The organism is Pleomorphomonas sp. NRK KF1 (genome assembly GCF_023721755.1).
In the GTDB taxonomy this organism is placed as follows: Bacteria; Pseudomonadota; Alphaproteobacteria; order Rhizobiales; family Pleomorphomonadaceae; genus Pleomorphomonas.
In genome coordinates this window covers 285263-309192 of record NZ_JAMDLH010000002.1, presented here as the reverse complement: position 1 = coordinate 309192, position 23930 = coordinate 285263, and the positions used below count along the sequence as shown (strand labels likewise).

21 protein-coding genes are annotated in these 23930 nt (G+C 66.1%); 9 read left to right on the top strand and 12 right to left on the bottom strand.

The window, feature by feature from the left end; all coding sequences use genetic code 11:
* Positions 1 to 55 precede the first annotated feature (55 nt).
* On the top strand, positions 56 to 1036 hold the full coding sequence (locus M4J39_RS06810) for an SLAC1 anion channel family protein (protein WP_251727071.1): 981 nt from the start codon (positions 56 to 58) through the stop codon (positions 1034 to 1036).
* Positions 1037 to 1055: 19 nt separating this feature from the next.
* Here M4J39_RS06810 and M4J39_RS06805 read toward each other — a convergent pair whose 3' ends face one another.
* A complete protein-coding gene (locus M4J39_RS06805; RefSeq protein ID WP_251727070.1) occupies positions 1056 to 1979 on the bottom strand; it encodes a hydrogen peroxide-inducible genes activator in 924 nt (307 codons plus the stop codon).
* Between the two features lie 109 nt (positions 1980 to 2088).
* Between M4J39_RS06805 and M4J39_RS06800 the strand changes: the two genes are divergently transcribed.
* The 3 genes from M4J39_RS06800 to M4J39_RS06790 all read left to right on the top strand — a co-directional run bounded on the left by M4J39_RS06800 (position 2089) and on the right by M4J39_RS06790 (position 4624).
* On the top strand, positions 2089 to 2973 hold the full coding sequence (locus M4J39_RS06800) for an MBL fold metallo-hydrolase (RefSeq protein WP_251727069.1): 885 nt from the start codon (positions 2089 to 2091) through the stop codon (positions 2971 to 2973).
* A gap of 41 nt (positions 2974 to 3014) precedes the next feature.
* The gene (locus M4J39_RS06795) at positions 3015 to 3746 is read left to right on the top strand and encodes a peroxiredoxin (protein ID WP_256469701.1); all 732 of its coding nucleotides are present in this window, start codon (positions 3015 to 3017) and stop codon (positions 3744 to 3746) included.
* Between the two features lie 95 nt (positions 3747 to 3841).
* On the top strand, positions 3842 to 4624 hold the full coding sequence (locus M4J39_RS06790) for a TSUP family transporter (protein ID WP_251727068.1): 783 nt from the start codon (positions 3842 to 3844) through the stop codon (positions 4622 to 4624).
* A 10-nt stretch (positions 4625 to 4634) separates the two neighbouring features.
* Here the strand turns inward: M4J39_RS06790 and M4J39_RS06785 are convergent, their stop codons facing one another.
* Genes M4J39_RS06785 through dsbD form a run of 3 tightly spaced genes read right to left on the bottom strand, consistent with a single transcriptional unit; the run spans position 4635 to position 7666 of the window.
* Complete coding sequence (locus tag M4J39_RS06785; RefSeq protein WP_251727067.1) at positions 4635 to 5255, bottom strand: L,D-transpeptidase; 621 nt, start codon at positions 5253 to 5255, stop codon at positions 4635 to 4637.
* Complete coding sequence (locus tag M4J39_RS06780) at positions 5252 to 5875, bottom strand: DsbA family protein (protein ID WP_251727066.1); 624 nt, start codon at positions 5873 to 5875, stop codon at positions 5252 to 5254. Before M4J39_RS06780 ends, M4J39_RS06785 begins: the two co-directional genes overlap by 4 nt.
* 21 nt (positions 5876 to 5896) lie before the next feature.
* On the bottom strand, positions 5897 to 7666 hold the full coding sequence (dsbD, locus tag M4J39_RS06775; RefSeq protein WP_251727065.1) for a protein-disulfide reductase DsbD: 1770 nt from the start codon (positions 7664 to 7666) through the stop codon (positions 5897 to 5899).
* A gap of 120 nt (positions 7667 to 7786) precedes the next feature.
* On the opposite strand from dsbD, the gene M4J39_RS06770 reads away from it, so the two are divergent.
* Together M4J39_RS06770 and M4J39_RS06765 are read left to right on the top strand one after the other, a co-directional pair.
* Positions 7787 to 8449 (top strand): response regulator transcription factor, encoded by a 663-nt coding sequence (locus M4J39_RS06770; protein WP_251727064.1) that lies wholly within the window; start codon positions 7787 to 7789, stop codon positions 8447 to 8449.
* Positions 8446 to 9810, top strand: a complete 1365-nt coding sequence (locus M4J39_RS06765; protein WP_251727063.1) for an ATP-binding protein — start codon at positions 8446 to 8448, stop codon at positions 9808 to 9810. The genes M4J39_RS06770 and M4J39_RS06765 overlap by 4 nt, the downstream gene beginning before the upstream one ends.
* A 215-nt stretch (positions 9811 to 10025) precedes the next feature.
* Here M4J39_RS06765 and M4J39_RS06760 read toward each other — a convergent pair whose 3' ends face one another.
* Positions 10026 to 11012 (bottom strand): LacI family DNA-binding transcriptional regulator, encoded by a 987-nt coding sequence (locus tag M4J39_RS06760; RefSeq protein ID WP_251727062.1) that lies wholly within the window; start codon positions 11010 to 11012, stop codon positions 10026 to 10028.
* Positions 11013 to 11173: 161 nt separating this feature from the next.
* Here M4J39_RS06760 and ptsP point away from each other — a divergent pair, with 161 nt between their 5' ends.
* The 3 genes from ptsP (at position 11174) to M4J39_RS06745 (ending at position 16395) form a co-directional block, all read left to right on the top strand.
* On the top strand, positions 11174 to 13696 hold the full coding sequence (ptsP, locus tag M4J39_RS06755; RefSeq protein WP_251727061.1) for a phosphoenolpyruvate--protein phosphotransferase: 2523 nt from the start codon (positions 11174 to 11176) through the stop codon (positions 13694 to 13696).
* Positions 13693 to 14640, top strand: coding sequence for a 1-phosphofructokinase (gene pfkB, locus M4J39_RS06750; protein WP_251727060.1), 948 nt, complete (start codon positions 13693 to 13695; stop codon positions 14638 to 14640). Before ptsP ends, pfkB begins: the two co-directional genes overlap by 4 nt.
* 75 nt (positions 14641 to 14715) lie before the next feature.
* Positions 14716 to 16395, top strand: a complete 1680-nt coding sequence (locus M4J39_RS06745; protein WP_251727059.1) for a PTS fructose transporter subunit IIC — start codon at positions 14716 to 14718, stop codon at positions 16393 to 16395.
* A 109-nt stretch (positions 16396 to 16504) separates the two neighbouring features.
* On the opposite strand, the gene M4J39_RS06740 is transcribed toward M4J39_RS06745, so the two are convergent.
* The 7 genes from M4J39_RS06740 to M4J39_RS06710 are packed head-to-tail and all read right to left on the bottom strand — an operon-like array spanning position 16505 to position 23889.
* The gene (locus M4J39_RS06740; RefSeq protein ID WP_251727058.1) at positions 16505 to 17581 is read right to left on the bottom strand and encodes a DUF917 domain-containing protein; all 1077 of its coding nucleotides are present in this window, start codon (positions 17579 to 17581) and stop codon (positions 16505 to 16507) included.
* A gap of 4 nt (positions 17582 to 17585) precedes the next feature.
* A complete protein-coding gene (locus M4J39_RS06735) occupies positions 17586 to 18695 on the bottom strand; it encodes a DUF917 domain-containing protein (RefSeq protein ID WP_251727057.1) in 1110 nt (369 codons plus the stop codon).
* On the bottom strand, positions 18685 to 20232 hold the full coding sequence (locus M4J39_RS06730; protein WP_251727056.1) for a hydantoinase/oxoprolinase family protein: 1548 nt from the start codon (positions 20230 to 20232) through the stop codon (positions 18685 to 18687). Before M4J39_RS06730 ends, M4J39_RS06735 begins: the two co-directional genes overlap by 11 nt.
* Before the next feature lie 3 nt (positions 20233 to 20235).
* Positions 20236 to 21141, bottom strand: coding sequence for an ATP-binding cassette domain-containing protein (locus tag M4J39_RS06725; protein WP_251727055.1), 906 nt, complete (start codon positions 21139 to 21141; stop codon positions 20236 to 20238).
* Positions 21138 to 21983 carry an ABC transporter ATP-binding protein gene (locus M4J39_RS06720; RefSeq protein WP_251727054.1) on the bottom strand — a complete coding sequence of 282 codons (846 nt, stop codon included), beginning with the start codon at positions 21981 to 21983 and terminating at the stop codon, positions 21138 to 21140. The genes M4J39_RS06725 and M4J39_RS06720 overlap by 4 nt, the downstream gene beginning before the upstream one ends.
* The gene (locus M4J39_RS06715) at positions 21980 to 22867 is read right to left on the bottom strand and encodes an ABC transporter permease (protein WP_251727053.1); all 888 of its coding nucleotides are present in this window, start codon (positions 22865 to 22867) and stop codon (positions 21980 to 21982) included. Before M4J39_RS06715 ends, M4J39_RS06720 begins: the two co-directional genes overlap by 4 nt.
* Entirely contained in the window at positions 22864 to 23889 is a 1026-nt protein-coding gene (locus tag M4J39_RS06710; RefSeq protein ID WP_251727052.1) for an ABC transporter permease, read from the bottom strand. Before M4J39_RS06710 ends, M4J39_RS06715 begins: the two co-directional genes overlap by 4 nt.
* Positions 23890 to 23930: the final 41 nt, after the last annotated feature.

The window sequence follows — 23930 nt, the reverse complement described above, 5'->3', positions numbered from 1 at the left end:
CAGGCTACGGACAATGCCTTATTCGGAAAAGCATGATCAAATTGGGTGACGCGCGATGACAGCAGTTCCTCTTGAAACCGAGCAGACCGACCGGCTTGCCCACTTTCCCGTTTCCTTCTTTTCCGTCGTCATGGGGCTCTCCGGCCTTGCCATCGCCACGCACAAGCTCGAAGGAGCCGTCGGATTCGGCGGAACCGCCGGAACCATCCTGTTCTGGACGGCGGTTTCGGTCTACGCGGCGATCATGTGCGTCTATCTCGTCAAGATGGTTCTGAAGCCTGCCGCCGTGGCCGGCGAATGGAGGCACCCCGTCCGCATTGCTTTCTTCCCGGCGAGTTCCATCGGGCTCATTCTTCTGTCGATCGCCGCCCTCGGCGTGGCTCCAGGCTTGTCCTTCTGGTTGTGGCTTGTCGGGTCGCTTCTGCATTTTGCCTTTACTATCATGGTGATAACGGCCTGGATCGACCACTCGCGCTACGAGGTGGTTCACCTCAATCCCGCTTGGTTCATACCGGTCGTCGGCAACATCCTGGTGCCGATCGCCGGCGTCCGGCATGCGCCGGCCGACGTCTCCTGGCTGTTCTTCTCGGTTGGGCTGCTGTTCTGGCTGGTGCTGCTGACCGTGGTCGTCAACCGCCTGATCTTCCACAGCCCGTTGCCGGCGCGGCTGATGCCGACGCTGTTCATCCTGATTGCACCGCCGGCCGTGGGGTTCATCTCCTGGACGACGCTGAGCGGCGGCGTCGATCCGTTCGGGCGCATCCTGTTCTTCTCGGCGATCTTCTTCTTTCTGATGATGGTGCCGCAGCTCGGCAAGTTCGCCCGTCTGCCCTTCACGCTATCCTGGTGGGCCTACTCCTTCCCGCTGGCCGCCCTCACCATCGCGCAATTCGCCATGGCGGAAAAAGCCGGCGTCGATTTCTATCGCTGGATCGGATTCGGCCTTTACGGCTTGCTGGCCCTGCTGATCGCCGCCCTTGCCATCCGCACCATCGTGGCCATGGTGCGCGGCGAGATCTGCGTGGCCGAGCACTGACGGCCGACCTGCCGGGTGATCAGGCCACCCATGGTCGGATTTCCGTCCGAGCCCACCCCCTGAGGAAGTCGCCGATTTCCCTGAAGGTCTCCGTCCGGCCCGATTGTCGCCGCCAAGCAAGGCCTATGCTGCGTAGGTTGGCCTCGCCAGACATCGGCCGGATAGCGATATCGCTTCCACTGGCGATGCCGGCGTTGATCGCCAGATCCGGCAAAAGCGTGGCCCCCATGCCTTCCGCCACCATGGCGACCAGCGTCGGCAGACTGGTGGCGGAAAAGGTCGCTTCTGCGATATCGGGGGCACCCTGCAACAGCGGCAATGCGTGACTGTGCAGGCAGTGATCCTTCTCGAGCAGCATAAGCCGCTCGCCGCCGAGGCGCTCCAGCGCGATGCTTTCGACATGTGCGAAAGGGTGGTCCGCGGCACAGGCGAAGCGGTAGGCGTCCTCGAACAGCATCATGGTACCGAGCCCATCCGTCTCATAGGGAAAGGCGATCAGCACAAGGTCCAGGCGACCGTGGGCAAGCCGGTCGAGCAGCTCTCCGGTCTTGTCCTCCCGCAACGCAAACCGGAGTTCGGGAAAGCGCTCGCGCAATGCGGGAATGATCCGTGGCAACAGGTAGGGGCCTATCGTCGGGATCGTTCCGAGCGAAATGGTGCCCGAGAAGGGGGCGGTCGCCTCGGCGGCGATGTCCAGCATGTCGTCGGCCGATCGCAGCAGAGCCGCAGCTTTATCCGCCAGGACGTGGCCGATCGGCGTCAGGATGACCGAACGTTTGGTGCGTTCGGCCACCTGGACGCCCAGAACTGTTTCGAGTTCGCGGATGCCTGCGCTGAGCGTCGATTGGGTGACCGACGATGCTTCCGCCGCTTTGCCGAAGTGACGGTGTTCGGCCAGGGCGACGAGATAGGCGAGATGCCGAAGGTTGGGATAGGCTCGCATGTAATCGCCATCCTCGATCATAGTGACAAGAATTATTCGTTTCCAAGTGTTTTAGAAGTTTCTTATGTAATGAGCAACAGACAACGCGCGACATATGGGGTCGAGAGCGATGGACAACACCCGAGAGCTGGTCGGAAAGCCGGACGTCAAGGCCTTTCCCGATTCCGAAACCAACACCATCAGCTATGTCGTCGCCGATCCGGAAACCGGCGCGGCGGCGATCGTCGACAGCGTCCTCGACATCGACTACGCCGCCGGCCGCCTGTCCTATCGGTCAGCCGATGCCGTCATTGCCTTCGTCGAGGAGCGCGGCCTCACGGTGGAGTGGTTGATCGAGACGCACGTTCACGCCGACCATCTGTCGGCTGCCCCCTACATTCAGGCCCGCGTCGGCGGCAAGATCGGCATAGGCGACCGGATCATCGTCGTGCAGGACACCTTCGGCAAGGTGTTCAACGAAGGCACCGAGTTTGCTCGCGACGGCAGTCAGTTCGACCGGCTGTTCCAGGATGGTGACCGCTATCGGATCGGCAACATCGAGGCTGTCGCCTTGTCGACCCCCGGTCATACGCCGGCCTGCATGACGCATGTGATCGGCGACGCCGCCTTCGTTGGCGACACGCTGTTCATGCCGGATGCCGGCACCGCCCGGGCTGACTTTCCCGGCGGCGACGCCCACGCCCTTTATCGCTCCGCCCGCCGCATCCTCGAACTGCCGGCCGAGACGCGCCTCTTCATGTGCCACGACTACGGCACGGCGACGCGCGGCATGGCCTGGGAAACGACGGTGGCCGAAGAGCGCGCCCGCAACATCCACGTCTGCGATGGCATCGGCGAGCAGGAGTTCGTCGATAGGCGCACCGCCAGGGACGCAACGCTCTCAATGCCCCGCCTCATCCTGCCCTCGCTGCAGGTCAACATGAAGGCTGGCCGTCTGCCCGAACCGGACTCCGCCGGCAAACGCTTCCTCAAGGTGCCGCTCGACGGCCTTTGAAATCCAAGCCCACCAACCAACCCAAACTGAAAGGAAATATCATGAGCTGCACCGATTCCGCCCCCAAGACCGTCGCCGCGCCGGCCGTTGCCGCCGCCGCCCCCGTGGCTGCTCCCGCCGCTCCGGTGGCCGCCGCCCCCGTCGTCAGTCTACCGCGCATCAACGAGCCGGCACCCGCCTTCTCGGCCATGACCACCTTCGGCCCGCGCTCGCTCGCCGACTACAAGGGCAAGTGGCTGGTGCTGTTCTCCCATCCGGCCGACTTCACGCCGGTTTGCACCACCGAGTTCATGGCCTTCGCCAAGGCGGCCGACGAGTTCAAGTCGATCAACACCGAGCTGCTCGGCCTGTCCATCGACAGCATCTTCTCGCATATCGCTTGGGTCAGGAACATCGAGGAGAAGTTCGGCGTCGCCATTCCGTTCCCGATCATCGAAGACCTGAAGATGGACGTCGCCATGGCCTACGGCATGATCCATCCGGGCGCAGGCGACACGTCGGCCGTGCGGGCCACCTTCATCATCGATCCCGAAGGCATCCTTCGCGCCATGGTCTATTACCCCATGACCAACGGCCGATCGGTTGCCGAGATCATGCGCCTCGTCAAGGGGCTTCAGACCAGCCTCAAGAACGGCGTCGCCACCCCCGAGGGCTGGCAGCCGGGCGACAAGGTCCTGGTCGGCGCGCCGGTCACCGTCGATGACGTCAAGGCCCGCCTCGCCGCCGGCCTTGAAACCACCGACTGGTATTTCTCGAAGAAGACGCTGGCCTGACGGGGCTCCCGAAGCGATGGCCGAGCCGACGGAAACGCCGGCTCGGCAAAGGTGTTTCGGGGCGGGCTGGTTGAAACGACCGTGGAGTGACCGACGTGCTGTTTGAAGCTTTTTCCGCCGTGCTGTCTGGCGCCCTGTCCGGTTTCGTGCTTGGCCTGATCGGCGGCGGAGGTTCGGTGTTGGCGACGCCGCTGTTGCTCTATTTCGTCGGAGTCGCCTCGCCACATGTCGCACTCGGCACCGGGGCGTTGGCCGTTTCGCTCAACGCCTTCGCCAATCTCGTCGGACACGCCCGAAAGGGTCACGTACTCTGGCGCTGCGCCATCGTCTTCTCGATCTTCGGCATGGTCGGCGCCTTCCTGGGGTCGACACTCGGCAAGCTGATCGATGGCGACGCGCTTCTGTTCCTGTTCGGCCTTGCCATGGTCGCCGTTGGCGCCTCCATGCTGCGACCGCGCAAGCTCATGGCGGACGAAAGACCGGCGATCACCCGCCGAAGCTGCTATCGAGCCGCCGCCATGGCCGTGCTGACGGGCGCCGCCTCCGGTTTCTTCGGCATCGGCGGCGGCTTCCTCATCGTGCCGGCCCTGATCCTGGCCACCGGCATGGCCACCATCAATGCCGTCGGCACCTCGCTGATGGCGGTCGGCGTCTTCGGATTGACGACGGCTGCCAACTACGCGGTTTCCGGTCTCATCGACTGGGGCGTCGCCGCCGAGTTCCTGGCCGGAGGTCTGGGGGGAGGCCTTGTCGGCCTCAGCCTTGCGAGCCGCTTGTCGACCAACAAGAACGCCCTCAACCGCGTTTTCGCCGCCGTCGTCTTCGTCGTCGCCGCTTACGTTATCTACCGAGCGGGTGGGGCGCTCTTCGCGTCGTGAGAAGGCGGCCCTATACCCCAGCCTGCGGGACCGGCAGGACGATGACAGACGTGCCGGCGGGGACCCGGTTGTAGAGATCGATGATGTCGTCGTTCATCATTCGGATGCAGCCCGACGACATGGCCCTGCCGATCGAGGCCGGTTCGTTGGTGCCGTGGATGCGGTAGAGAGTGTCCTTCCCCCCCTCGAACAGGTAGAGGGCGCGGGCGCCAAGCGGGTTGCCTTCGCCGCCCTCCATGCCGTCCGCCCATTGGGCGTAGCGTTGGGGATCGCGGGCGATCATGTCGCGGGTTGGTGTCCAGCGCGGCCATTCCCGCTTGTACGCGACCTTGGCTCTGCCGGACCATTCCATGCCGGCCTTGCCGACACCGACGCCGTAGCGAAGCGCCATGCCATCCTCTTGCACCAGATAGAGGTAACGGCTGGCCGGATCGACGACGATGGTGCCGGGGGCAGCGCCCGTCGGATCGGCGACCAGTTGGCGACGGTATTGCGGCGGGGGAACGGTGACCCCGGCACCCGGGCTTGCGGCGGTGACCGCCGGCAGGGGCGGCATGGCCGGTCCGTAGGGAGAGCCGACGCAGGCGGCGAGCAGCAGGGGCACGAAGGCAAGAATCGCTGCAAGTCTCATTGGGCGTCTCCGGTCTGGCGGCTTCGGGCCTGGGCTATGGCTTCGCGGAAACCGTCGTAGTCGAGTGTCGAGGCGAGAAGGGGCCCGATGAGGTAGGTCGGCGTGCCCTGGAGACCAAGCGCGTCGGCCTGATCCATGTTGCGGGCGAGCAGTGCGGTGATGTCCTTCTTCCTGGCTTCGAGGTCGGCCTTGAGGCGCGGCATGTCTATGTCGGCTGCCTCAATCGCCCGTTCCATGTCCTCCTGCGATACGGCACGGCCGTTGATCGCCATCAGTGCGTGGTGAGCCCGCTCGTAGGCGCCTTGATATTGGGCGGCCAGCGCCATGCGGGCGCCATAGACGGAGGCTTGCGTCAGGATCGGCCAGTCCTTGTAGACGAGGCGGATGTGGCCATCCTCGCGAACGGCTCGGTCGAGGTCCGGCGCAGCCTTCTTGCAGAATGGGCAGTTGTAGTCGGTGAAGGCAACGATGGTGAGGTCACCCTTCTGATTGCCGCCTTCCGGCGCATTGGGATCGTGGAGGATGTCGTCAAGGCTCACGTCGGCCGCGAGTGCCTGGGCCGAGCCAAGGCCGAGGGCCAGCGTGGCGGTCGCGCCGGCGAGGAAGGTGCGTCGTTGCATGGAGATCCTTTCGTGGAAGCGTCAGGCGCCGAGGGCGCCGAGGCGGGCAGCCAGATCGGCTGCGCTGAAGGCGCCAATCAGGCGTGAGCCGGTGATTTCCCGCCCGTTGGTGTCGAGCAGAAACAAAGCTGGTGGTCCGACTACGCGGAAGCGCTCCATCAGTTCCTCGGCCTCGGCGGTCTGGGCGGTGATGTCGATGATGATCCGCGCCGTGCGGGCGAGGCGAGCGCTAATGCCCGGTTCGGTGAGGATCTTCTCGTTGGACTTGCAGACGGTGCACCAGTCGGCCGTGAACAGCACGAGCACCGGTTTGCCCGCGGATGCCTCGGCGGCGAAGACGCGGTCGAAGTCGGCCGGCAATGTTCGGGACAGGGTGGCCACCTCTGTGACCTCGCGCCCGGAGAGGAAGGCGAGCGGTCTGTAAGGGTCTCCGCTGCCACCGGCTGCGCCGACGATCAGGACTGCGCCATAAAGAGCGGTCGAGAGACCCAGCGCCTTGGAAAGTCGGACGCTCCAAGGGCTCGTTCGTCCCATCCGATCGAACGCGCCTAGGAAGGCGGCGACGATGAGAGCCCAGACGCCCCACAGAGCCAACCCGGCTGGGTCCGACAGAAGACGAGCGGCCAGCATGACGGCGACACCGAGAAAGAGGAGGCCGAAGACACGGCGAAAGCCATCGAGCCAGGGACCGGACTTGGGCAGAAAGCGTGCGCCGAAGGTACCGGCCAGCACCAGCGGCAGCCCCATGCCGAGCCCGAGGGCGAACAACGCTGCGCCACCGCGCGCCGCATCTCCCGTGTCGATGGCGTAGAGCATGGCAGCGGCGAGTGGTGGAGTGACGCAGGGGCCGATCACCAGCGCCGAACCGAAGCCGAGAAGCGCCGCTCCACCAAGCGAACCGCCGCGAACCGGCCGGCTGGCAATCCGCGTCACAATGGACGACGGCAGCGCCAGCTCGAACAAGCCGAACATGGCGAGCGCCAACGCGACGAAGATAGCGGCAGAAAGACCAAGCACCGGCGGCGTCTGCAACAAGGCCTGAAGGTTGGCGCCACTCCAGCCCGCCGCGAGGCCGACAAGGCCATAGGCCGAGGCCATAGCCAGCACATAGGCTGTCGACAGCATGAAGCCGCGCGCAGCCGAGGAGCGCCCGGCACCGACCAGCAGTCCCGAGAGGATGGGGATCATCGGGAGAACGCAGGGGGTGAAGGCGAGTAGCAGGCCGAACCCGATGAAGGCGGGAACGATGGTGAGAAGGCCGCCGGAAAGTGCTGAGTCGGCGCTTTGATCTGCCGAGACTGGCGGCGCGCTTTGCCCGGTGGCAGGCGGATCGGCAGCATCCGTTAGCAGAGAGGCGCGCGGCCGCTGCGTAATGGCGAGCGAAGCGAGATCGACCATGCTCCGGACCGGCGGGTAGCAGATGCCGGACTCGGCGCAGCCCTGATAGGTGACATCGAGGATGCCGTTTTGCGGCAGGCCGGGAACCGCCAGGGCAACGGCGTCATGGTAGACTTCGACCGGGCCGAAGTTGGGATCGTCCTTGGTTTCGCCCGGCGGCGGCGCCAGCGGAAGGTCGGAGCCGGCGAGCGTTGCCTTCAGGCTGTCGCGGTAGAGATAGGCACCGGGCGCCACCGTCCAGGAAAGGCGCAACGCGCCGCCGCCGTCGCGGCTGGCGTCGAGCACGAACACCTTGTCGGCCGGCGGCGGCATCTCGGCCTGGGCAGGCAACGGCGAAAAGAGAAGGGGCGCCAGAAGGATGAGAGCCCATCTCGCCTTGATCGAAGAGAACATGCCGCCGGTCGCCTCGCTGATTCCGCTGGACAAGGCGCATAGTGTCGCCCGACCTTAAGCCAGCCTTAAGGCAGGCAAGGCCCTTCAAGCGAACGTGTGTTGGAGTCTGGGGAAAGCGCGATGCGCATCTTGGTTGTCGAGGACGATCCGGTGCTGGCTGACGGACTGAAGGTCGGGCTCGGACTGACGGGATCGACGGTCGACGTGGTGTTCACGGCGGCCGATGCGCGCGCCGCGATGTCGGCCACGCGGTTCGACGCGGTGGTGCTTGACCGCATGCTGCCCGATGGCTCCGGCCTCGATATCCTCTCCGGTCTGCGGCGACAGGGCGACGCGACGCCGGTGCTGCTGCTCACTGCCCTCGATGAGACGCCCGATCGGATCGCCGGTCTCGATGCCGGCGCCGACGACTATCTCGGCAAGCCCTTCGACCTCGAAGAGCTGGCGGCCCGGTTGCGCGCCATCGCCCGACGTCGCGAGGGGCGGGCAAGTCCGGTGCTCGCGGTGGCCGGTATCGTGCTCGACCCTGCCACGTCCATGGTAACGGTGGGCGGCAAGGCCGTGTCGCTGTCGCGGCGGGAGTTCGCGGTGCTCTCGGCGCTGATGGAGTGGCCCGGCGCCATTCGCTCGCGCACCGAGCTGGAAGACCGGCTCTACGGCTGGCAGGAGGAAGTGGAGAGCAATGCCGTCGAGGTCCATATCCACAACCTGCGCGCCAAGGTCGGTCGCGCCGCGATCGAGACCGTTCGCGGCCTCGGCTACAGGCTGAGGACCGAACCGTGACTTCGCTGCGCCGTCGCCTGTTCCTGCTGTTGATTTCCGCCACCGCCGCCATCTGGATATGCGCCGTCGGATGGATCTATTTCGCCAACCGGGCCGAACTCGAACACGTGCTGGATACCCGCCTGCAGGAGGCGGCGCGCATGGTTCATTCCATGGTGGCAAGCTCCAACCTGGAAACCGGCCACGCGGCTGCTGCCATGGCTGCAGACTTCACCTATAGCCGGCAGCTGTCTTGCCAGGTCTGGTCGTTGAGCGGCCGGCTGCTCGCTAGGTCGGGTGGCGCGCCCGAGGGCAGTCTGGCCGAGGAGATGGAGGGCTTTTCCGATCGTCTGATCAACGGTGAGGCCTGGCGCGTCTACACTGTCGTGGATCCCGTGCACGGCGTGCGGGTCGCTGTGGGCGACCGCATTGGTTTGCGGGCCCGGTTGGCGCGCGACCTGATCGTGGGCCTCGTCGGGCCGGCACTCTTGGCGGTGCCGTTGCTGGGCCTGATGATCTGGGCGAGCCTTGGCCGGGGACTGGCGCCGCTTCGCCGGATCGCCGGCGAGATCGCTGCCCGTAACGGCGACGACGTCAGTCCGGTGGCCGGCAAGGACGCTCCCGATGAGGTGCGGCCGCTGGTCGATGCGCTGAATGGCCTGTTCGCCAAGGTGGAGACGGCGCGCCGCCACGAAAAGGAGATGACCGCCTTCGCCGCTCATGAGCTCAGGACGCCGCTCGCCGGCCTGAAGACGCAGGCCCAGGTTGCCCTGGCAGCGAAAGACGAGCAGGTCCGCGATGGAGCGCTTCGGCAGATCATCGCCTCGGTCGACCGAGCCAGCCGTCTCGTCAGGCAGCTCCTGGCGCTGGCGCGACTGGAGGCACTGCCGGAGGTCGAACATGACGGAAGCGAGCTGAACCTGGGCTCGTTGGTCCGGGAAGTCGCGGCCAGTCTGTCCCTTCGGCGGGAGATTGCGGTTCAGGTCGACGGTTCGCTTGATGGTTTGGCCGTCCGGATGGATCGGGACAGCCTTTACCTCGTCATTCGCAACCTGCATGAAAACGCCGTCGAACACATGAGCCCGCCAGGCAATATCGCCTGGTCAGCGCTGCCACATGGCGCGGGCATCGTCGTCGAGGATGATGGCCCCGGCATCCCGGAAGATGAACTGGCCGAGGTGACGCGGCGCTTCTTTCGAGGACGTTTCAGGAGCGGTGCCGGCAGCGGTCTCGGCCTGACCATCGCCGAACTCGCCGCCCGCCGCCTTGGTGCGCAGCTCGCCTTTTCCAATCGGGCGGACGCCCCCGGCCTCAGGGTAGAGGTCCGCTTTCCGATGGGGGCAAACGCCGTCGAACAAACCTCATCGCCCCTCGTCGAGTGACGTTACGGGCCGACGAAGTGAGCGTCTGGTCCAGGAAGCCAGTGGTTGCTTCGGCCTACGGCGTCAAGGGACGGTGCGCCCGGGCACGGTCTGCACCGATCTCCAACGTGGCGCTGCCAGCACTCTCGCGACCGGGTCGACCGTCGGTGCAGACCGCAGCTCCGATGCCGCTGACAAGTCCCCGGGCGCCGGAGTTCTCCTCGCGGGCCCGTCCGTCAGGCGGAGCGCTTCGTCGAGTTGCGCTCGATGAGCTTGCCCGAGAGCATCACCACCCGTGGCGCCATCTCCGGCGTCTCGATGCGCTCGAAAAGAAGGCGCATGGCCGAATGGCCGATGTCGGCCACCGGCTGCTGGATAACGGTGATGCCGGAGCCGATGAGACCGGTCCAGATCTCGTTGTCGAAGCCGGCCAGTGCGATGTCTTGCGGCGCCCGCAGTTCCAGCTCCTGCATCGCCTGGGCTATGCCCAGGAGGATCAGACCGTTGGAGGCGATCAGCGCTTCCGGCTTGTCCTTGCGCGACAGGATCTCGCGGGCAGCCACTACAGCCGCCTCGGGGTTGGGGGCCACGAAGTTGGCGCGCGGCGTCAGACCACAGTCGTTCATCGCTTCGGTGTAGCCGCTCAGGCGGTCGCGCGCGGTGGACGAGGTGTTGCCGAACAGACCCTCGATGACCCGGAAGCCCCGCGCGTAGAGGTGCGAAACCAGCGTGGCGGCCGCCTGACGATTGTCGAGTACCACCGAATCGTGCCGGCCCGGCGGGCCGTGCCGGTCGACCAGCACCACCGGAAAATCGAAGTTCAACCGGTCGAGCTGTGCCGCCGTTTCGCGCGTCGGTGCGTAGATGACGCCGGTCACCCGCTCCTCCTGCATCAGGCGCAGATACATGGTCTCGCGCGACGGGTTCTCGTCGGTGTTGCACAGCACCACCCGCATGTTGGCGAGATAGGCGGCATCCTCGACAGCGCGACTCAGCGTCGTGAAAAAGGGGTTCCGGATGTCGGGAACGATCAGGCCGATGGTGTTGGAATGCTGCGAGCGGAGCCGGCGCGCCGACAGATTCGGCCGATAACCGGTCAGCCGAATGGCGGTTTCCACCCGTTCGCGCAGCTCCGGCTTGACGGTATGGTTGGCGAGAACACGCGAAACCGTTGCCGGCGAAACGCCTGCCGCAATGGCAACATCCTTGATGCCGACGCTCATTTCTAAAATCGTTCTCCGTTTACGGCGAAAACAATCACGTCTAAAGACAGCCTTCAATACGGGTTTTTCCAGGTTTCCCAGGAAAGCTGGCTCATGTTATCTGCGTCAATCAAGCTGAAAAGGTTTTCAGTTTTCTGAGACGCGGAGGAGAGGGAAGTTTCATGTCGATCAGCACCAAGCCGCTTCTCGCGCCACAGCTGACCAGGATCAACGCAGCGCCGGTCAGCAAGGAAGCCGCCATTCGTCAGGCCTGCGCCCTTTTGGCTGACGGCGGCTATATCGATCCTGCCTACGCCGACAGCATGATGCGTCGCGAGACCGTGGCGGAAACCTATCTGGGACACGGCGTCGCCATTCCTCACGGGATGAATGCCGATCGCGGCCTGATCAAGCACAATGGCCTTGCCATCCTGCAGATTCCCGGCGGTCTCACCTGGAACGAAGGTCAGACCGTCAAGCTCGTGGTGGCGATCGCCGCCCAGTCGGACGACCATATTGCCGTACTGCGCCAGCTGACGCGTCTTTTCCAGGACGAGGCGGCGCTGGAGGCGCTCTTCGATACCGAGGATCCGCTCGCCATCATTGGCGCGCTGGATGAGGCGGCCGCCGCCACGTTCGCCGCGGATGCCGCAGTGCCGGCGGATCTCCCCCTCAAGGTGGAATGGATCGTCGACTATCCCAATGGTCTGCATGCCCGCCCGGCCAGCCGCTGGGTCGACGCCGCCAAGGCAGCCGGAACGCGCCTGCAGGTTCGCCGCGGTGCCGACGCCGCCGACCCAACACGGCTGGTTTCGCTGCTGCAACTGGGGCTTCGCGCCGGTGAAACCGTCACGGTTTCCGCCGAAGGCGATGATGCCGCCGTTGCCCTTTCCACCTTCATGCGGGTGATCGAGGGGCTGTCGGCCGAGGAAAAGGCCGACGCCGCCAAGGCGCCGGCTCCAGTCGGCCGCAAAGGGTGGACGCCGGTCACCAATCTGAAAACGTTTTCTGGCGTCGCCGCAGCGCCGGGTGTGGTCGTCGCCCCCGTGCACGTGCTGAAGAGCGCTGCCGTGGAGGTGGCAGATACGCCGATGAATCTCGTTGAGGCGTCGACGATGCTCGATCGGGCCATCGCCGCGACGCTCGACGAGCTGAAGGCCGTCGCTGCCGAAGCGGCCGTCAAGGTGGGGCAGGCGGAAGCCGCCATCTTCGAAGCCCATGCCGAGCTTCTGAGCGATCCGGAAATCCTCGCGAAAGCCTCCATGCTGGTCGTTGGCGGCCATGGTCCTGCCTGGTCCTGGCACGCCGCCGTCGAAGAGGTGGCGGCTTCCCTCGAGAACAACGCCAACGCCTTGCTTGCCGCCCGCGCCTCCGACGTGCGCGACGTGGGCCGCCGTGTTCTGTCCAAGCTGGCGCCGGAGGTGGCGGGCGGCTCGGCGATCGTGCTTCCGTCGGACCCGTCGATCCTGATCGCAACCGATCTCACCCCGTCGGATACCATCGGTCTCGACACCGCGCGCATCGCCGGCCTTGCGACCGCGCAGGGCGGCCCGACCTCGCACACCGCCATTCTTGCCCGCACGCTCGGCCTGCCGGCCGTGGTGGCGCTGGGTGCCGGCCTTCTCGACACCCCGGCGGGCGCCACGGCCATTCTCGACGGTGCTGCCGGTCGGCTCTATCTCGACCCCACCGAAGCAGACCTTACGTCCGCGCGCGCCTTCATCGAGGCCGATGCCAGGCGCGCTGCATCGGAGGCCGAGGGGCGCGCGCTCTCGGCCTCCACCACCGACGGCGTGACGATCGAGATCGGGGCCAACATCAACAAGCCCGCCGACGTTGCCGGCGCCATCGATCAGGGCGCCGAGGGCGTCGGGTTGATGCGCACCGAGTTCCTGTTCCTCGATGGCGGCCACACGCCGAGCGAGGACGAGCAGTTCGCCACCTACAGCGCCATGGTCGAGAACCTTGGCGGGCGGCCGCTGATCGTCCGCACGCTGGACATCGGCGGCGACAAGCAGGCCCCGCATCTGAAGCTACCGCGCGAGGAAAACCCCTTCCTCGGCGTGCGCGGCACCCGCCTCACCCTGCGCCGTCCCGACCTGATGCGGCCGCAGCTCCGCGCCCTCTACCGCGTCGCCAAGACCGGCGCCAATCTCAAGATCATGCTGCCGATGATCACCTCGCTCGACGAGATCATGGCTGTGCGCAAGGTTGCCGATGAGGTGAGGGCCGAGGTCGGCGCGCCGGCCGTGCCGCTCGGCATCATGGTCGAGGTGCCGTCGACGGCGGTGATGGCCGACATTTATGCCGAATATGTCGACTTCTTCTCCATCGGCACCAACGACCTAACCCAGTACACGCTGGCGATCGATCGGCAGCACCCGGAACTGGCCGCCGAGGCCGACAGCCTGCATCCGGCCGTGCTGCGCCTGATCAGGAAGACCGTGGAAGGCGCCGCCAAGCACGGCCGCTGGGTCGGCGTCTGCGGTGGCATCGCCGGCGATCCGTTCGGTGCCTCGCTCCTGGCCGGCCTCGGCGTCAACGAGCTGTCGATGACCGTTCGCGATATCCCCGCCGTCAAGGTGCGCCTGCGCTCCACTTCGATGGCCGAGCTGAAGGCGCTGGCCGACAAGGCGATCGCCGCGCGGACCGCCAGCGAAGTTCGGGCGCTCGAGCCCGCCGCTGCCGAGGGAGATGCGGCATGAAGCCGATCGTCACCATCACCCTCAACCCTGCGGTCGACCTGACCATTGAGGTCGCCGGCCTCGTGAAAGGCGGGGTCAACCGCGCCGAGCGATCGCAGACCAACGCCGGCGGCAAGGGCGTCAACGTCGCCGGATGCGCCGCCGACTGGCGCGGACAGGTAACCGTAACTGGCGTGCTGGGGCGCGGTAACGACGGCGCCTTCGTCGAGCTGTTCGCGGTGAAGGGCATCTCGGACAAGTTCATCCGCGTCGCTGGCGATACGCGCACCAACATCAAGATCGCCGACACTGCCGCCGGCGAGACCACCGATCTCAACACACCGGGTCTCACGGTCGACGCCGACTGCCTCGCTCGTGTCACCGCTGCCGCCCGCGAAGCCGCGAAGGGCGGCGCCGTGGTGGTGATCGGCGGCTCGCTGCCGGCCGGCGTTGCACCCGACGCCTTGCGCCCGCTGGTGGCAACCCTCAACGGCGTCGGCGCCGACGTGGTGGCCGACACGTCCGGCGCCCCGCTCAAGGCGCTGTTGTCCGGCACCGGCAAGGAGCTGCCCTACGCGGTGAAGCCAAACCGGCACGAACTCGAAGAACTGGTCGGTCGTCCGCTCCCCGACTTCAAAGCGCTGATCGCCGCCGCCGAGGAGATCGTCCAGGGCGGCGTGCGTCTGGTGGTCGTCTCCTGCGGCGAGGATGGTGCGCTGTTCGTCACCGCCGGCGAAAAGCTGTCCGCCCGTCTGCCGAGGGTCGAAGCGCTCAGCACCGTCGGGGCCGGTGACGCCATGGTGGCCGGCATTGCCACAGCGCTGGCCGAGGCCAAGCCGCTGGAGATCATTGCCCGGCAGGCTGTCGCCTTCGCCGCCGCCAAGCTCCGGCGCATCGGTCCCCACCTGCCCGAGCTTGCCCTCGTCGAGGCGCTCGCCGACCAGGCGGAGATCACTCGTCTCTAGTACTCGGATTTCAAGATTATCCCTGAATTCCCGCCGGGGGATGGCAGCGGGAAAGAACTTCATCGGAGGATGAGAATGGCAAAGTTGGTAGTCGTGATCGGCGTCAAGGAGACGGGGAGCAAGCCCCTGATCGCCGCCGAAGCCCTGAAGAAGGCGGCGGAAGCAGCCGGCGTGTCCCTCAGTGTCGAGACCCAGACCTCACCGGTCGATGCGGCGACGATCGCCGCCGCCGACGCGGTGCTTCTGCTGGGCGACGTTGCCGATGAAACCCGCTTTGCCGGCAAGACGGTCCGCAAGCTGACGCTCGACGCCGCCCTGGCCGATCCGGCCGGTGCCGTTTCCAGCGCGCCGTCGGCAAGGAAGCTGATCGTCGGCATCACCTCCTGCCCGACCGGCATCGCCCATACCTTCATGGCCGCCGAGGGCGTCGAGCAGGGTGCCAAGGCGCTCGGCTATGACGCCAAGATCGAGACTCAGGGCTCGGTCGGTGCCCAGAACACACTGACGGCTGAAGAGATCGCCGCCGCCGATCTGGTGATCATCGCCGCCGACACCAACGTCGACCTGTCGCGGTTCGTCGGCAAGCGCGTCTACTCCACCGGCACCAAGGGCGCCATCAGCAACGGCAAGGCGCTGGTCGAGAAGGCGCTCGCCGAAGCGACCGTTCAGGGCGGCGCGGCCGCCGGCGGCAAGCGCGATCTCGCGGCCGAAGTGGCTGCCGAAAAGGCTGCTCGCGCCGCCCAGCGCTCCGGCCCCTACAAGCACCTGATGACCGGCGTGTCCTACATGCTGCCCTTCGTCGTGGCCGGCGGCCTGCTGATTGCGCTCGCCTTCGCCCTCGGTGGCATCTACGTTTACGATGACGCGCACGCCGGTACGCTCGGTCAGGCGCTGTTCAACATCGGCAAGCAGGCCTTCTCTTTGATGGTTCCGATCCTTGCCGGCTTCATCGCCTATTCGATCGCCGACCGACCCGGCATCACGCCAGGCGCCGTCGGTGGCATGATTGCCGGCACCATCGGCGCCGGCTTCCTTGGCGGCATCGTCGCCGGTTTCCTGGCCGGTTACGTGGTGCTTTACCTCAACCGCTACATCAAGCTTGGCCGCAACCTCGATGGCCTGAAGCCGGTGCTGATCCTGCCATTGCTTGGTACGACCATCGTCGGCCTGTTGATGGTTTATGTTCTTGGCGAGCCGGTCGCGGCCGCATTGAACTGGCTGACCGACTTCCTGAAGGGCATGCAGGGCGCCAACGCCATCGTGCTCGGCGCGATCATCGGCATGATGATGGCCTTCGACATGGGCGGTCCGGTGAACAAGGCGGCCTACACCTTCGCCACCGGCCTGATCGCCAGCCAGCTCTACGAGCCGATGGCCGCCGCCATGGTCGCCGGCATGACGCCGCCGCTCGGTCTGGCGCTCGCCACCAAGCTGTTCCGCGACCGCTTCTCGTCCGACGAACATGAGGCGGGCAACGCTGCGGCGGTGCTTGGCATCTCCTTCATCACCGAAGGCGCCATCCCCTTCGCCGCCAAGGACCCGTTCCGCGTCATTCCGTCGCTGATGGCCGGCTCGGCCGTGGCCGGAATGATCTCGATGGCGGTCGGCTCGCAGCTTCGCGTGCCCCACGGCGGCATCTTTGTGCTGCCGATCCCCAACGCTGTCACCAATCTCGGTGGCTACGTCGTGGCGATGATCGTCGGCACCATCGTCACCGCCCTGCTTCTGCGCCTGCTGAAGCCCAAGACGGCCTGATACAAAAAGAAAATCACTTCCGGGGCGTCCCGGAAACGATCGGATCGACAGGGGCCGTCGCAGACTGCGACGGCCCCCGGCGTTTGAGGGCAAGATACGGCAGGCCTCTTCAGGCCAGCGGCCGATAGTCCACCTCGTAGCCGAAGTAGCGCGGCCCGACGAGGTCGATGCCTTGCGGCGTGCGCCAGAGCGGGTTGCAGGGCAGGGCGAGGACCTTGAGGCGCAGGCCGTAGCGAAGCGCGTCGGCGGTGACGGGGTTGCCGCTCTCGGCTTCCAGAGCCGTGATCAGGTCGGGTGTCGTGACGATGATCTCGCCGTCGCGCTCTGCCACCAGGAACTCGTTCTGGAAGTCGAGACGGAAGTCATGTCCCTTCCACTCCTCGACGCCCTCGAAGCGGGCCTTGCCACGGGCGAAGCCGCCAACGGTGCGCCGCTCGATATCCTTGATGCGACCATGGAAGATGACCTGGGCATCCAGCTCGTCGACAATCGCCGCAACGGGATCGCGATGGCCGGCCCGTGCGCCGCGCAGCGTCTCGCCGAGCTTGGCGGTCAGGCTGAGCGTGCCGCGCACCACGCATTTCTTGGCGGTGGCGCCGTCCATGGAATAGAAGGCGAGCAGGGCCGAGCCGCCCATTTCCACCGTGGCAGCGCGGGCGAGGCGCTCGGTCCATGCGTTGGAGACGGTATCCAGCACCAGCGAGTTACCCTTGTCGTCGCAGAGCACCATCGGCGTCGCCTTGACGCCATACATGCCGAAGGTCTCCATCTGCAGTTCCGGAAAGGCGCGCCCCATGCCGTCGCCGTCCACCAGCGGCAACCCGGTTTCGGCCGCCACAACGAAGGGGGTCGTGGAGTTGACGCCGCCGGCCTCGCCGCAGAGCACCGCGTCGATCTTGCGACCGAGCAGTTCTTCGAGCTTGCGGAAGGCGATGATCAGCTCGCGGCCGGCCGGGATCTTCTCGGTCATCACCGTCGGCGCGCCCATCATGCACACCGGCACCACCAGGGCGTCGTCGGCGAGTTCGTCGACGTCGATAATCTTGACCGGTGCGTGCCGGCGGATCGCCTCCTGGGCCATCAGCTTGCCGACGTAGGGATCACCGCCGCCTCCCGTGCCGAGAATGGCGCCACCGGTGGCGATGTCTTCCATGTCCTCGACGTGAACGATGCGCTTGATCTTCATGGCTTCATCCTTGGATGGACGCTTGCGAGGCGACGATGGGAACGAAGGTCAGCTCGGGATAGCCGAAAGCCTTCGGGCCCACGACCTCGAGCGCCTTTTCCGTTTTCATGAGCGGATGGACCGGCAGGCCGAGCACGGCGACGCGCTGACCGTAGCGCAGCACCTCGGTGGTGATCGGCTCGCCGGTGTCGAGGTCGAGATTGACGATCAGGTCGGGCACCATCACCTTCGGCTCGCCATCGACCCAGAGAACGAGATTCTCATTCTGGATGGCGATCCGGGCTTCCGAACCGGCAAAGTCGTCGATTCCCGTGAGAATGGCGTGGCCTCGGGCGAACCCGCCGGTCAGCTCGCGCCTGACGTCGGTGATCTTGCCGGTGAAGTAGAGGCCGCCGCCGGTCACCTTGAGCACGGCTTCGATGACGTTGCGCCGATCCTTCCGGGCGTCGAGCACGGTGTGCCCGATCCGAAGCGCCTCGCTGACGGTACCGGGAACGGCCGTGCGACGGACGAACTCCATGGTCATCGGCGCCGAGGCGAGCCCGGCGGTGGCGCCCATGGCGACGGCAGCATCGCGGGCGAAGCGCTCCAGCCAGAACATGTCGATCACCTTGCGGAAGACGATGACATTGCCCTTCTCGTCGGCAATGGCCCCCGGCGCCGTCGCTGCCCCGTAGATGAAGAAGGTCGTCATCTGCACTTCCGGGAAGGCGCGCCCCATGCCGTCGCCGTCGATGACCGGCAGGCCGGCATAGGCGGCGGCGATGATCGGCTCCAGGCTGTTCGAGCCGCCGATCTCAGCCGAGATCAGGGCCGACATCCTGACCCCGGTGGCCTCCTCGACGGCCCGCATGGCGTTGTAGCACTCGCGTCCTTCCTCGAATTTCTCGATGCCGACCACGGGCGCGCCGATGCCGCCGACCTCTCCGACGAAGGCGTCATCGGGCAGCGTGTCGAGATCGATGACCCGGATCTCGTGGCCGGACCGGATGAGCTCCCGTGCCCGCAGCATGCCGATGTAGGGATTGCCGCCGCCGCCCGTGCCGAGCAGCGCTGCGCCGAGCGACAGCGGGTGCAGGTCGCTCTCCTTCAGGAGATAGCCACTAGACGACATGAAGCTCTCCCACGGCCTTGACGCGAACGCGCGTCGCGTTGCCGGGCAGGTAGGCGAGCGGAACGTCCTCGACGTCGACGATCTCGATGCTGTCGCGGGATGCGCCGGCGCTGACGGCAGCCTCGATCGCCTGCGCCTTGGCGTCGGCAAGGGCGGCGTCGCGGCCGATCTCGGCCAGCGCATAGACGCGGTCGACCTCGCCCGACACCTGGGCGATGGCGGCGCCGACGGCGTTGGCCACGGCGAAGTGGTCGGGCTTGATGAGTTCGAGGCCGGCAATGGGCCTGTCGACGAGGATGGAGCCGCCGCCGACGACGATCACCGGCAGCGGGTCCGGCGACAGGCGAGAGCGCTCGACGCAGTCTTCGAGCATGTCAGCGATGCGCGCCTCGGTGGCGGCGATCAGCGCTGGGGAGAGATGGGTCACCTTCGAGCGGTCGCCGAGATCGTATTTGCCGGCAGCAACCACCACGTCCGAGGTGGTGAGCGTCTTGCCGCCGAAGATCAGGGCCTCGGTGATGATGCGATAGCCGACCGAAGTCGGGCCGACCTTGACCCCCTTGTCGGTCTCGACCACGTGCGAGCCGCCGCCGAGCCCGATCGAGAAAACGTCGGGCATGCGGAAGTTGGTGCGAACGCCTCCCACCTCGACGGCCACCGTCGCCTGGCGGGGGAAGCCCTTCTGCAGCGAGCCGACGTCGGAAGTGGTGCCGCCGATGTCGACGACGATGGCGTCCTTGACGCCCGACAGGAAGGCCGCCCCTCGCATCGAATTGGTCGGACCGGAGGCGAAGGTCAGCACCGGGAACTTCTCGGCGAAGGCGGCCTCCATCAGCGTTCCGTCGTTCTGGGTCAGGAAGAACTTGCCCTTGATGCCGGCCGAGGCGATGGCGTTGCGGAAGGCCTCAATGACGTCCCGCGACAGGTCTCGCAGGCAGGCATTCATGATCGCGGCGTTCTCGCGTTCGAGGAGACCGATGCGGCCGATCTCCGAGGAAAGCGTGATGTGAGCGCCCGGAATCGCCTTCTCGAAGACCGCCGCCGCCTGCTTCTCGCACTCGTCGCTGACCGGCGAGAACACCGAGGTGATGGCGATCGTGTTGACGCCCTTGGCCTTGATGTCCTCGGCGATGCCGAGCAATTCGGCCTCGTCTAGGGGGGATATCTTGCGACCGTCGAACTCGTTGCCGCCATGGGCGAGATAGCTGAGGTTGCCGATGGCCTCGCGGAGATCCTCGGGCCAATCGACCATCGGCGGCAGCGAAGCCGTCGCCGGCAGGCCGAGACGGACGGCGGCGGTCTTGGCGAGGTCGCGCCGTTGCACCACGGCATTGGTGAAATGGGTGGTGCCGATCATCACCACGTCGATGTCGGCGGCGGCCTTGCCGGACGCCTTCAACACATCGGCCAGTGCGTTGACCACGCCGGACATGACGTCCGACGTCGTCGCCGACTTGACGCCGGCAAGAACGCGCGCGCCATCCATCACGACGGCGTCCGTATTGGTGCCGCCGACGTCGATGCCAATTCTGATCATCTGTCAGGTCCTCTTGGGAACTTCGATTGTTCGTTGGCTCTCCCGGAGGGCGAGCAGTTTTTCCGCCGTCGGAATTTCTCCGTCGATCAGTGGGATTTTGGGTCTCAGCGCTTCTTCCTCCGCCGAGATCACGGGCACGGAGGCAATGAGAAGGCGGGTGTAGTCGTGCTCCGGATGCTCGAACACCTTGGCCGTCGGACCGCTCTCGACGATACGGCCGCGATAGAGCACGCCGACCTCGTCGGCAAAGTTGCGCATCAGGCTGAGGTCGTGGGAGATGAACAGATAGGTGAGGTCGAGCTGCCGACCGAGGCTGGTGAGCAGGTCGATCACCTTGGCCTGGACCGAAACGTCGAGCGCCGAAGTCGGCTCGTCGAGGACGACCAGCTGCGGTGCGACGGCGAGCGCCCGCGCGATGGCGACGCGCTGCTTCTGGCCGCCGGACAGCTCGTGCGGATAGCGCTCGGCAAAGCTGGCCGGCAGTTGCACCATCTCCAGAAGTTCGGAGATGCGGCGTCGCCTGTCGGCTCTCGGATGGCCGTGCGCTTCAAGCGGCACGGCGACGGACTGGCCGATGGTTCGGCGCGGGTTGAGCGACGACCCAGGGTTCTGGAACACCATCTGCACCTGCCGCGAATGGGCGCGGGTGCCGAGCGTGCCGGTAATGTTGCTTCCCGCGAGCAGGACGTCGCCGCCGGTCGGGGTCAGAAGGCCCATGATCAGCCGGGCGATCGTCGACTTTCCCGATCCGCTCTCGCCGGCAAGGCCATAAACCCCGCCGCGCCGGATGGAGAACGACACGTGGTCGACGGCGGTCACCTCTCCGACCCGGCTGCCGAAGGCGTTGTAGACGGGGAAGGTCTTGGCGAGGTCGACGATCTCGAGAAGGGGGCTTTGCCTGGCGTTCATGGCGCGGCCTCCACCGGCATGGCCGGCCGGGCGCCGGTGAGGCGTGGCACCGCGTCGATCAGCGATCGCGTGTAGTCGACCTTCGGGGAGGCGAACAGATCGGCGGTCGGCGCCTCCTCGACCACCACGCCCTTGTGCATGACGTAGACATAGTCGGAGGTCTCGCGCACCACTCCGAGATTGTGGGTGATCATCAACAGCGCCAGTCCCCGTTCTTCGACGAGATCCTTGAGCAGCTTCAAGATCTGCGCCTGTGTGGTGACGTCGAGCGCCGTGCCCGGCTCGTCGGCGATCAGCAGGCGCGGCTCCGACAGCAGCGCCATGGCGATCAGGACGCGCTGCCGCATGCCGCCCGACAGCATGATGGGGTAGGAGCGAGCCACGCGCTCCGGCTCCCGCATCCGCACCTGGGCCAGCACCTCCAGGACGCGCTGCATGCGCTCGCGCCCCGACCGCGAGCGGCCCAGCCGCCTGTCGGCGTATTTCAGGATCGTCGACATCTGGTCGGCGATGGTGAAGACGGGATTGAGCGAGCTCATGGGGTCCTGGAACACCATGGACATGTCGGTGCTCGTGAGCTTCAGGCGCTCGCGTCGTGACATGGTCAGGAGATCGCGGCCGTCATAGAGAATGGCGCCGGAGCTGATGCTGGCCGGCGGCATGTGCAGGAGGCCCATGATCGACTTCATGGTCACCGTCTTGCCGGACCCGCTTTCGCCGACCAGCGCCACGTGGCTTCTGGCGGGGACGTCGAGATTGACCCCGCGCAGAACCGGCTGTGTGCGGCCGTATGTCGTGAACTCGACCGACAGGTCGCGGACGGAGAGCAGGGCTTCGCTCATCGTACGTTCTCCACGTCGTAGAGGTCGCGCAAGCCGTCACCGAGCAGGTTGAACCCGAGGGCGATGAACAGGATGGCGCAGCCGGGCAGCACCGATTCCCACCAGTAGTCGGGCAGGAAGGCCGAACCGGAGGCGACCATGGTTCCGAGGTCCGGGGTCGGCGGCTGGATGCCGAGGCCGAGGAAGGACAGGGACGCGCCGACCAGAATGACGAAGCCGCAGTCGAGCGAGGTCTTCACCGCGATGGCGGAAACGCAGTTGGGCAGGATCTCGCGGAAGAGGATGTGGAACTTGCTGGCGCCGAGGGTTTCCGCCGCCTCGACGAATTCGCGCGCCCTGAGCTGGCGGGTGATCGAGTATATGAGGCGAGTGTGCCAGGTCCACCACAGGGCGGCGATGGCCAGCATGGAGTTGACGAGGTCGGGCGACAGGACGGCCGCCACCGCCAGCGCCATGACCAGAGGAGGGATGGCGAGGGCGATGTCGGTGAACCGCATGATGACGGTCTCGACCCAGCCGCCGAAGTAGCCGGCGGTGAGGCCGAGGATCGTCCCGATGGGGATGGCCGTGCCGAGCACGACGACCGCCAGCAGCAGCGACACGCGGAAGCCGAAGATCACGCGGGTGAAGATGTCGCGGCCGACATTGTCGGTGCCGAACCAGTACTCCGTCGACGGCGGCAGATGGCGGGCGCGGAAGTTGACCACGGCGCCGATATGGTCGGGGTAGGGCGTGATCCAGGGTGCCAGAAGGGCGGCCAGGACGCAGACGGTCACGATGACGAGGCCGATCATCGCGGTGGGATTGCGCGAGAACCGATACCAGCTCTGATAGGCGCTGGAGAGGCGCGGCGCATCTTCGCGCAGGACCATGTCGTCGCTCATTGCCGGCTCCCCCGAATGCGCACGCGCGGATCGACGAGGCCGACCAGCAAGTCGATGACGAGGTTGACCAGAACGAAGAACACGCCGGACACCATCACCACGCCCATAACGGCGTTGAGGTCCTTCTGGAGAATGGTACGGATGCCATAGGCGGCCATGCCGGGCCATGCGAACACCAGCTCCACCACGAAGGCGTTGCCGATCAGCGACGCGAATTCGAGGCCGAGAATGGTGAGCGGCGGCACGAAGCTCGGACGCAGCATGTATTTGCAGACGCGGATCCATTCGGGTACGCCGAAGGCGCGGCTCGCCTCGATGTAGTCCTGGCTCGACACGTCAATCATCGAGGAACGGGTGATGCGCGCCATCTGGCCCATGGTGGCGGCCGCCAGCGCCACGGCCGGCAGCAAGAGGTAGCGCAACCCTTCCAGGAAGGCATCCGGGCGACCGGCGATCAGCGCATCGATCAGCACCAGGCCGGTGTGGGATGGCGCAAAGTCGAAATTGGGCGGCAGCCGGCCGGTCGTCGGCAGGATGTGCAGCACGTAGCCGGCAAGGATTTGCAGAAGGAGAGCCAGGAAGAAGCTCGGAGTCACCGCCGAGAAGATGGCGACGATCCGGACCACATTGTCGGGCCAGCGATCCTTCCAGTAGGCGGCAACGACGCCAAGCGGCACGCCGAGCACCATGGCGATGAAGACGGTTGCCAGCACCAGTTCGAGCGTCGCGGCGAACGTATCGCGAATGTCGTCGTTGACGGGTCTCTCGGTGAGCAGCGAGCGGCCGAGGTCGCCATGAGCCAGGCCGACGACGAACAGGCCATACTGTTCGACGATCGGTCGGTCGAGACCGAGTTTCTTCTGAAGGTCGGCGACCTGCTCCTGCGTCGCCGTCGGCCCCAGCGCCATGCGTGCCGGATCGCCCGGAACGGCGCGGGCGATGATGAAGATCACCATCGACAGCCCGATCAGAACCAGCAGCGACCACAGGACGCGTCGCAGGAGAAAACGAAGGAATTCCAAGGAGCGGTCTCCAGGGCATCGGGAAATGGGGCCGGCGCGAT